The sequence below is a fragment of the Cupriavidus sp. 05T42 genome, assembly GCF_056396345.1.
This window is the reverse complement of sequence record NZ_JBFTLH010000026.1, coordinates 41,914-52,831: the sequence shown is the minus strand read 5'-3', so window position 1 is coordinate 52,831 and position 10,918 is coordinate 41,914. Positions and strand designations below refer to the sequence as shown.

The window sequence follows — 10,918 nt, the reverse complement described above, 5'->3', positions numbered from 1 at the left end:
AGGTCCAGGCTGCCCGCCTTCACCTGCAGCAGATCCCCAGCCGTGATCTGGCCGCTGTTACGCAGTTGTCCGTCGATGTCCAGGCTGACGTTCTGCCCGCTGATCGTGCCGCCGTTGGGCGTCGCCAGCGCCTGGACGTAGCCGTCCGGCAGGTAGACCTGCGGCACCAGCGCGTTCACGCTGCCGCAGGCCGTGCTGGCCACCGTGCAGCGCGGGTCCGGGACGGCCTGCTCCACGTACCAGAGCATCGGCTTGTCCAGCGCGTGCACCTGTTCGTCAGTCAGCGCCGTGCCCAGCGCAATGCTGTGTTCCTTGGCGTAGTCAGCCGCGTTCTTGTACAGCGCCAGCTTCTCCTGGTCATCGACCGAGAGATTGTTCTGGCTGTCCCATGCCAGCCCGCTGACGAAGCTGTCCTGCCCCGTCTGCTGCAGGGCGGCCTGGTTGAGCTTCTGCGATTCGGTGTACGGGTCGTAGTAGAACGTGACGTTGCCCGGCCGCAGTTCCGGCGGCAACTGGCCCAGCAGGCTATCCGGCGTCACGCCGGCCAGCACGCCCGTCGCCGGGTTCGGGTTGACGTATTGGGCACGGCCGCCGGTGTTCGTCGGCGCTGTCAGCGGCGTGCCGTCCGGCTTGGCGTTGAAGTGCCAGTCAACGGTGGCCGGCCCACCCGCCGTGGGCGCGGCAGGCGTCGCCACGATGACCGGGGTGAATTGCCACGGTTCGGTCGGGTCCGGTGTCGGCGTCGCGGGCGGCAGCGAGCCGGCCGGCACCGGCGGCGGGCCGAGTGAAATGACTTGAGTCGGCGGGGCCGCCGGGGGCGTCGGCTGGTTCGGGCTTGTGATGCYGTTGACCATCGCGGCGCCGGTGATGTCCACCGCCGCACCCAACAGGTTGCCGGTATTGACGATCTGGCCGCCCGAACTCACGGACAACGCATTGCCGGCCTGGATACCCGAGGCAATGTTGCCGATGGCGGCCCGGCCGCCGGTATCGTGCCAGCGGTCGCCGCCGCTGCGGTCTTCCTGCCAGCGACCAACCCAGTCCGCATTGAGCGCGATGGCCGTGTTGTCCACGCCGCCGGTGGCTTGCACGCTGACATTGCGGCCGCCGCTGATCAGCGCGCCGTGGTTGTTGACGCTGCCGCCCTGAATGAAGACATCGCGCGCGCCACTGATGACCGCCGCCGGCCCTGCCGCCGCGTCCTCCATCGCTGAGCACTGGCTGTTCCCATAGGTGCCGCCGGGGTTGCAGCCGCCCGCATAGGACGGATTCTGGCCACCGTAGCTCTTGCGCAATTGCACCGGGTCGAGCGAGGTGTTGACCAGCGACGCCGCCGTAATCGACACATCGCCCGAAAGCGACTGGATGGCGCCGGCCTGGTTCGTGACCGTGCCGCCCGCCGTGATGTCCACGTTGCCCTGGGCGGCGAGCGTGCCGCTAAGGTTCCTGACATTCGCCGCGTTGATGGTCAGCGTCTGGCCCGCCGCCACCGTGCTAGGCGTCTGCTGCCACGTGACGGACTGGACCGTCGGCGCGCTGTCGTCCGGGCAATCGGCACCCGGCACGCACCCCTGGCGGGTAGTCACCTGGATGTCATGGACGCCCTGGTTGGTAAACGTGCCGGGCGTGGTAATGGTCACCTTGCCCGCCGCAGCCAAGTCCCCGGCATTGGTCAGGTCACCGGTGCCAGTCAGGGCGAGGTTGCCCCCCGCCGTGATCTGGCCGGCCTTGCCAAGCTGGTAGATGGTCGAGGACTGGGTGGGCGCGCTGACAGCTGAGTTATCTGCGGCCGTTCCAATGTTCATCGGAAACGCCGTCACCAGCGGCGCGCCACAGTTATCGCCCTGGCAACCCGGCGAGGGGGTGCCAAACACCGTCTGGGTCGTGCCGGGGATGGTGCCGTCTACACGCTCCCCAATACTTTTGAGCTGCGCGAGGAACGCGCTCAGTTCCCCCGCATTCACTTGGTCCGTCACGCTGCTGACCAGCGTGGCGGATCGGCCGTTGTCGAGAGCCCCCACGTTCAGCGTCAGGTCACCGCCCGCCGAGATCGCGCCACCCTTGTTGGAGAGCGATGTGGCGGCGATGTCGAGCTTGCCCCGGCTGATGATCTGGCCGGCCACGCCATCCGTCTGGCTGACGATGGTGCGGTCCACCGTGGGCAGGGCCAGCAGCGGATTCCCCGGCACGGGTGCGTTCGGGCCCACGTGCCACATGGGCAGGTAGACCACGCCAGCGTCCCCGCCGCTGTAGTACGGCACATAGCCGATGACCGGTGAAATCGACGTCCCATCGGCAGTCCGGGTCAGATCGCCAATGCGGATATCCAGCGGGTTGCCGAGTTCATTGCCGGTACAGGCGTCGCAATAGCCACCAGCCAATGGCCGATAGCTGCCGATCACTGTCGAGTCCAGCAGCGCGTCGTTCGTCACCTTGCCGGTCGTGCTGCCGGCATCTACCGGTCCGGTTCGGTCATTGACCACCACCCCGGCAGCGATATGCATGTCGCGGTTCGCTCCGAGCACGCCACCAGTGTTCGACACCGTCCCGGCAATGTCGACCTTCACGTCGCGGTTGGCCTGCGTCTTCGCGCCCGTGTTGTCGTAATTCGAACCCGTGACGACGATGTCGCCCAGCGCCTCCGCCACGCCACGGTTGGTCACGTTGCCGTCCAACGCGAGGTTACCGTTGGCGTGCATCGTGCCGGTATTGGACAGATTGCCGGCCGACAGCGAGACATTGCTGCCGCCCACGATCTGCCCGGTGTTGGTCAGCGTACCGCCCGTGGCCAGCGACAGGTCGCCGGCCTTCTGGATCGTGCCGCTGTTGGTGATGCCCTGGCTGGCATTGAGCACCACGCTGCCGCCCGGCACGGTCCAGGTACCGGTATTGTTGATGGCCAGCGCGCCCAGCGTCAGCGTGCCGTTGGCGTTGAGGCTGCCGGTGCTCGTTGCCGATGGGTCGAAGACCTGGTTCAGCGCGTTGACCGTCAGGTTGTTGCCCGCCAGGATCTGACCGCTCGCGTTATTGAAACTGCCATTGCCGCCCAATACCGTGAAACCGAGATTGCCCGTCAGCGGGCTCTGGCCGGTCAGGTCGCCCGCGAACAGCGTGCCGCCCTGGTTCGCGGCCAGGGTGCCGGCGGTTACGTCGAGGCGCTGCGCACCGGCGATCAGCCCGTACGCGTTGTCGAGCGCCCCGGTCACGGTGGCGTCTACGGTCTGGCCGCCGATGGTGCCCCGATTCGTCAGGTTGCCGACGTTGAACGCCGCCGCGTTGCCGGCCATCGTGCCGGTATTGATGACGGCACCACCGCCCACGCTCAGGGTCTGTACCGCAGCGGTGACACCCTGGTTGACGATGGTTGCCCCGCTCAACGAGACGTTCGTGCCCGTGCTGTTCCCGGACAGGGTCAGCGCGCGCGTGGCGCCAGCGTCCAGCTTGCCGTTCACGGCGTTGCCGTGGCCGGTGGCCGCCGCGCCGATCGTCACGTCATTGCCGCGCAGCGTGGCGTCGCCGCCAATCCACGTCAGATCGCTCACTTTCGCCGAGCCGCCCGCCGCCACGCCGAGGTTGCCGCCCACGAGCGTGCTTCCCGACATGGTCACGTTCTGCGCGCCGCTCACCGTGGCGTTGCCGAGGCTGGTCAGCGCGCCGCTGACCGTCGCCGATCCGCCCGCAGCCGTCAGCGTCGTATTGCCACCGCTGGACAGGCTGCCCGCCACGACGGCGCTCCCGCCCGCGCCGATATCCGCTTCGCCATCGCTGGTCAAGGCACCCTGGATCGCCACATTGCCTTGCGTCGCGCGGATGCGGGTGTCGCCGGCGCTTTGCGCCTGGCCGCCCACGGTGACGTCGCGGGAAGCGGTCAGCGTCAGGCCCGCGTTGCTGCCGATCTCCCCGCTCGTGCTGATACTGCCGTTCTGCGCCGTCACGTTCAGCGCACCGGTAGACAGCACCTGCCCGCCCAACGCGGCGTCTGTGCCGGCCGTCACCGTTAGCGTGCCCGGCGACACCACGTTGCCGCTGGTGGTCACGCTGCCGGTGACACCCGTCAGCGCGACGTTACCCGCCGTACTGCCGGCGGCGCCGCGAATCGTCAGGTTGCGTTGCGATGCCAGGTCGAGGTCTCCGGCCGACACCGCGTTGCCGTCGATCAGGGTGTCGCGTGCCGCCTGCAACCGGATCGCGCCCGGCGACGTCACGTCGCCGCCGAGCCGAATATCACCGCGCCCGTCCTGCCCCGCCGCCTTCACGAGCACGGTGGCGCCATTGACGGCGCCGCCAACGTCCACGCTGGCAGCGGCATCCAGCGTCACCGCCTCCGCCGCCTTCACGCCGCCGGCGCCGTTGATCGCGCCGCCAGCCGTGACGGTCAGCGCCCGACCCGACTCCAGCGTACCGCCCAGCGTGACATCCCCACCCGCCTGAGCCGTGTAGCCCGCCTCTGCCTGGCCGTTGCCCGACGCCACGATCGCGCCGCCCGCGTTGAGCGCCGCCGCCTGCTTGGCATAGGTGCTGCCTACTTTGAGATTGCCAGCCGAGTCGATGGTCAGATTGCCGGCCGATGCCGCCAGGTTGCCATCGGCGCGCACGCCCACGCCCGCCGCCGTGCTAATGATGTGGATCTGGCCGGCGTTCATCGCGCCGAACGCCGTGGCATCGATCGCCAGCCCGTTGCTCGCGCTGGCATTGGCGGCGGCATTGTTCGCCCCGGCTGCGGCAGTGGCAAAGCCATCGCCGAGCGGCGTTACCAGCTGGCGGCCGGCCACCACGTTGATCTGCTTGCCCGCGTTCAGCGCGGCGTCAATGCCGATCGACTCGCCAATCAGATTGATGTTGCCGACCGTGCCCTCGATGCCCGTGGCAGCGCTGCCCGGGTTGGGATTGCCGATCTGGATCCTGCCGCCTTCCACCAGGAAGCCCGCCGTGGCGGCGGTGTCGAAGCTCGTGGTGGTGCCGGCAGCGGACAGCCATTGCGGCGTGCCGGTGGTCAGCGTGACCTGGCTGGTATTGGTGAAGCCCGCGCCATTGGTGTAGACGCMGCCGGGCGCGGCAATCACGAGCCCTGCCGCCGCACCGAAGATCTCCACGGTGCCGTTGATCTGCGCCGGCGCGCTGCTGGTGACCTGGTTGACGATCAGCCGCGCCGGCCCCGACGCGGCCAGATTGGCATTGCCGGCAACCTGCCCGCCCAGGAAAGCGCCACCGCCGGTCGCACTATTGTTCAGGATCAGGCCGATGGGATCGACGACAAACGTGCGGTACTGGTTGAGCGAGATGCCCTGCGCGTTCGGCGTGGTGATGCCGACGACCGGTACGCCGCCATCGGGCGCACCGGGTCCCGTGGTCACGGAAATCGATGGCGTAAAGCGCACCGGCGCGTTCGGATCGGTAATCGGCGCGGCCAGCGCCTCCGCCGGGCCAAAGCGCAGCAGCACCGGCAGCTTCGACACGGCCCAGCGCAGCAGCCCTTGCCGCACCGCGCCGCCGTGCACGGCCAGTGCATCGACCTCCGTCGCCCCCGCCGCCAGCGCGCCCGCCGCCTGCCGCGCTTGCTGCAGGGTGATCTGCACCGGCCCAAGCCACAACGTGACGGCCACCGTCGCCGCCACCGCCCGTGCAAGCAGGCTGCGCCGGCCCCGCTCGGCCAGCGAAGCTGGCTCCCGCGTATCCGTCGGGACGGTCGCGGCAGTCGGGGCGTGAATGTTCAGGGCGTGGGCGGACGGCGTGGCCGAGCGGTCGCGTTGCATGGCGTTCCTACGATTTCTTCCAGGGGGCGGCAATGACGGGGTTACTGACGATGGCGGCAGGTCACTGGGTGATCTTTGCCTTGGTCAGCAGGCCGGTGACCAGGGCCACCGTGGCGCGCTCGAGCGCCTGCGCCTGCAGTGCCTGCCGGATCCCCGGCGCCGCCGCGTCATACGACGGCACCTGCGTCGGGCGCAAGGCGTCCACCTTGACGAGGTAGCGACGGGCGTTCCAGGTCACGGCGTTTGGGCTCACCCCACCCGCCGGCAGCGTGGAAATGGCCTCGGCAATCGGCAGCGGCAGGCTTTGCGTATGGCCTTCCTGCGCGGGCACCTTGAAGCTGATCCAGTCCAGCGCCCCGCCACTGGTGCGGGTGGGTGCCAGGCTCATGTCTTGGGCAACCTTGGCGAAGTCCTCGCCGGCCTTGATCCGTGCCAGCGCCTTCACGGCCGCCGCATCGTCGGCCAGCTCGATCACACGCGCCTTGTACTCCATGGCGCCCAGCGACGCCGCGATGGCGTCGTACCGCGCGCGGACCTGCGCATCGGTCACCGGCTCGGGCTTGATCCGATCCTTGAGCCATGCCTGCGTCAGGATCTGATTGCGGGCCTCCCGCAGCTGGGTCTGCACCTCCGGGCGGGCTTCCAGCGCCTTGTCCTTGCTGGCTTCCTGCCGGAACAACTCGCGCGCGATCAACTGCTGCTTGATCGCCTCGCGCGACTGAGGCGTGTCTGGCAGGCCAGCCGCCTTTGCTGCCTCGACGATGGCGGCATCGGAAATCGTCACGCCATTGACCGTTGCGGCGTGGGCAATATGAAGGCCGAATGCCAGAACGACGCCGGCAGCGAGGCGGGAGAGAATCGGTTGCATGGTTTGGGTTCCTAGTAGATCCAGTTCAGCGTGGCCAGCAGGACGGTCCGCTTGGGGCCGAGGTTCGCGGGCTGGGCCAGTGGCGCGCCAGCCAGCAGTTCCCCGCTCAGGGTCTGGCCGGCCCATTGGGCCGACAGGCGAACGCCTGCCCCGGCGCCAGCCACCGCTTGCCATTGGCGGGTGGCCACGTACTGGGCCTCGCCGCCGTCGAGAAAGAGATAGGGTTCGATGCGGATGCCGGCCACGACGGGCGCATTGGCCCAGGCCAGTTCGTTGCGCAGATAGGCGCCGCGATCCCCGGCAATCACGCCTTCCCGGAAGCCGCGCACGGTGCTCATGCCCCCGGCGTAGATCTGCTCGGAGCCGAATAGCGCGACGTTGGTCCATTGGCCCGAGAGTTGGGCGCGCCACGCGAGCACCGCCCCGCCGCCCACCGGCGGGAGCGGCAGTTGCAGCGTAGTGCTGGCATCGAGCTTGTTGAACTGGGCGTGCGCCTCGTCTTGGCGGATATCGGACGGATCGCGCGTGGCGTGCAGTGAGGTCAGGCCGCGCGAGTACCCGGCGTCGGCTGTCACGTAGCCCTGCATGCCATTGGCGGCAAAGCGCCACAGGCCGTTCCAGCCGGCGCGCAGCACGGTCAGCCGCTGCGGATCGAGTTGCAGGTTGTTGATTTCGCGCTCGCTCTTGCGCCACGTCAGGGTCAAGTCGAGCGCCTGCCGGCCGGTCTGACCGCGCGTGATCACGCGGTTCCAGCCGAAGGTATGACCGATGCTGCGGCCGTAGAGCAACGCCGTATCACCGATGGTGTTCTGGTACTCCGACAGCGATGCCGTGTAGCTGAACGTGTTGTAGCCGAATGGCAGCGCCGCCGAGGCCACGGCGGCATTGGTGTCGGTCGTGCCGACATAGCTGGCCGAGAACGATTCCTGCAGCCCCAGCGCGTTGTCCGCATCCATGCCGAGCCGCGTGCGGGCGATGCCTGTGCTGCGGCTGCCGTAGTTATCCACGCCGGCGTTGAACCGGAAGCGGTCGCCGGGCGGATTCGTCAGCGCCACGACCGACCCGCCCGGGGTCTGGCCCGGCAGGATCTGCATTTCCGCGCGATTGCGGCGCAGGCGGTTGATCTGGTCGACGCCCTGTTCCAGGTCGGGCAGGCGCAGGGTGTCGTCTGGCGCCGGAAACTGCCAGGCCGTGCCGGCATCCGTCACCCAGCCGCCACCCACCGTATCGAACAGTGGCGCGCTGCCAGGCCGGAGCGTGCGGCCATTGAGCTGGAGGGCTTCCACCTTCCCCGTCACGACGGTCACCACCAGCACCCCGCTGGCGAGGTTCTGCTCGCCAAGGTAGGCGCGCGTGGTGATGTAGCCACGGGCCACGAACGCCTCCGTGAAGCGGCGCAGGAGCAGGTTGATCCGGTTCGTGCCAAGCGCCCGGCCGACGAAAGGTGCGGTAATGGCCGCGACTTCGGCATCGGCCAGCACCGTGTTGCCCACCACATCGATCCGTGCGATGTCGAAGGTGGCCGAAGTCTCCGCCACGTCCTCGACGCGCGCGTCGGGCGCCACCACGACGCCACTGTCGATGCGGGCCGGCGGCTGCGTCGCCTCGCGCTCGAGGTCGCGCTGGCGCTGCTCCCGCAGCAAACGCTGGGCGGGGTCTTCCGGAACGATGGGGCCCGGCGGCAGCGCCTGCGCCCAKGCCGCCGTGGCGGCCGTCCAGGCTGCCGCCCATGCCACTGCGTGCCGGGTGCTCATCGCCATGCCCATGACGTCAGCCCCACATGGCTTTCGATGCTGACCGGGTCCTGCTGACGGGGCCGCACCACCGTGGTGTTCCCGGCCACCGTCACGTCACCGTCCAGGCTACCGCCATCGATCACGGCGTCGCCGCTCAGGCGCGTGCGGCTCGTGGCCATCCAGCTTCCGCCCACGTCCATGGCATAGAGCCGCGCCCAGGTGTCACCGAAGAACACCTTGAAACCGCGGTCCCGGGCGATCGCCGTGTAGCCGGTAACACCAGTGGCATAGGTGAGCGGCGCGTTGACCGTGAGGTCGCCCACCGCCAGCACGCGCCCGCCGATGTTCTCGGCCACGCGGCCCGCCGTGATGTCGATATCGCCGCCGGCGGACAGCAGCCCGCCGCTGACAGTCGTCGTCGAGGACGCCGAAGTCCGGCACACGATCATGCACGTGCGCGAGAGGTGCGCGGCGCCGCTGGTGACGCCTTCTGTCCGGAACGTGTCGGCCGCCTTGATAACGATCGATCCGTTGTTGGCGTAGATGTTGCCCCCGGTATTGATCACATTGCGCCCACTCAGCGTGGTGCCGGTCTCGGAAAGCAGGTAGGCGGTCTGGTCCGGGCGGTCTACCGTCCCGTAGTCGATATCGAAGGTATTGCTGCGCTTCGACAGCACCAGCCAGCGCCGCCCGGAGGAGGCGCCGATAACGGGCTGTTCGGCGTTGGCGCCATCGGACTTGGTGATGGCGTTGACGAGGTCGCCAGCGGCGGTCACTTCGAGCCGGGCGTTGGACAGCATCCGCGCGTGGCGGTTGATGACGTCGCCGCCGGCGCGCACCACGACGTCGTCGTTGACGCCGAAGAGGATGGCGAGGGAATCGGGCGTCGATTCGTTGCGGAGCGAGCCTCCGGTTTGCACCGTGACCGCGCCGAGGGACGCCGCCGTATCCTGAATGCGCGTCTGGCCCTGCACCAGCGCGCCCAGGTTGACCATGTCGCCATCGGCCTGCACGAGCACGCCACCGCTGCGGGCGACGACGGTGGACTGACGTGCTGCCGACTCGAGTTCGATCGATCCGGCGTGCAGCCTGATGTCGGTGGCGGCCAGGATGTCGCTGTCACGCAGGGCAAAACGCCCGGCGGCGTCGATGTTGGCGGCGCCGCCCACGGACGTCAGCACCGTTCCATCGAGTGCCACGTCATGGGCGCCGACGATCAGGTGCCCGCCTGCCGAGGCGCGCGTGCCGGTCAATTGCATGGCCGTGCCCGCGTCAAAAAGGCCGATGCCGCCGCTGGCATCGAGCGTCGTATCGGCCAGCCGTACCGCTTCGGTATGGACCTGGCCGCTGGCGCCGATCACGATGTCCCCGGCTCCCTTGGAGCCGGCCCGGATCGCGGCATTGGCCAACTCCACCCGGTCTGAAGCCACCGACACATGCCGCCCCGCCTCCACCGTTCCCGTGCCCCGCAAGCCACCGCTGGCTACCACCACGTCGCGATTGGCCTCGATACGGCCCGATGCGAGCCGCAGGTCGCCGCTCCCCGACACAACGAAATCGCCGGCGGTCGCATAGGCCGCGCCAGCATGCCGCACGCCGGCGCCCTGGTCCGTCACCATCAGTTCGATCCGGCCAGCCATCAGGCTGCCTGCGGCCGTGATATCGAGCGCAATGCCATTCGCCGGGGTGGCGGACGGCGCGCTGTAGGCAATCCAGGGGGACAGGTTGTCGGTTGGGGAAACGCTGGCGTCGATCTCGGCATGGCTGTCACCCACCACTGCGCGGACGCGCGCGTTGGCATCCGCATACAGGTTCTCGACCTTGCCGGCGATGCGCAATTGCTTGGCGATCAGCTCCAGGTTCAGCAGCGTGCCGGACAGCCCGCCGGGGCCAATGTCGATGGCGCCCTGACGCGTATTCAGCACGAGGTTGCGCTGCAACTGTCCGTTGACCGTGAAATCGTTGAACGTGACCTGCCCCGTGGTCAGCGCCAGGTTGCCCATGTTCCGCACCACCATGCCGTTGACGCTGATGCCGTTGGGATTGGCGATCACGACGTTCGCGCGGAGGCCCAGCACGCTGAGCTGGCCCTCGAGCAGGGACGGATTGGTGCCGGTGACCTGGTTGAGGATGGTGCGTGCGCGCGCCGCCGCGTTGTCGAGATCGACCCCGGCACGCGGCACGTTGAATTCGCGGTAGGTATTGGCGGAAACGCCGCCCACGGCGCCGGCCACGCCGACCGTGATGCGGCCATTGGCGCCCGTGACGGCCGTGGTGGCAGTGCCGCCGTCCGGCACAACGCCGGCGGCAAGGCAGTGCGCGGCCAGTGCGAACTGGCTCAGACCCGTGACACATCCGGCCACCCCACGCGGCAGCCAGGCAAAATTCCCCCGTACTCGATACAACKACCTGCTCCCTTCTTTCTTATCCTGTGCTGCGCATGTGACGAACGCAGCGGCTATCGGGGCCGGAAGATAACAAAGGCGGGATCTGCCTCAAATAGCCGATCGGCTAAAAGCACCCGCGTCGTGGGCGGAGTGCAACGTTGCAATTTGAGGCGA

The 10,918-nt window shown here is 68.6% G+C and carries 4 protein-coding genes; all 4 read right to left on the bottom strand.

Going from position 1 to position 10,918, the window contains the following annotated elements:
- Positions 1-5,753: beta strand repeat-containing protein (locus AC1EJR_RS24805; protein WP_477147715.1), on the bottom strand; the 5,753-nt coding region annotated here is incomplete at its 3' end.
- A gap of 61 nt (positions 5,754-5,814) precedes the next feature.
- Positions 5,815-6,621, bottom strand: a complete 807-nt coding sequence (locus AC1EJR_RS24800) for a peptidylprolyl isomerase (protein ID WP_441645284.1) — start codon at positions 6,619-6,621, stop codon at positions 5,815-5,817.
- A gap of 11 nt (positions 6,622-6,632) precedes the next feature.
- The gene (locus tag AC1EJR_RS24795; RefSeq protein WP_477113826.1) at positions 6,633-8,387 is read right to left on the bottom strand and encodes a ShlB/FhaC/HecB family hemolysin secretion/activation protein; all 1,755 of its coding nucleotides are present in this window, start codon (positions 8,385-8,387) and stop codon (positions 6,633-6,635) included.
- On the bottom strand, positions 8,372-10,762 hold the full coding sequence (locus AC1EJR_RS24790) for a two-partner secretion domain-containing protein (protein WP_477113825.1): 2,391 nt from the start codon (positions 10,760-10,762) through the stop codon (positions 8,372-8,374). The genes AC1EJR_RS24795 and AC1EJR_RS24790 overlap by 16 nt, the downstream gene beginning before the upstream one ends.
- Positions 10,763-10,918: the final 156 nt, after the last annotated feature.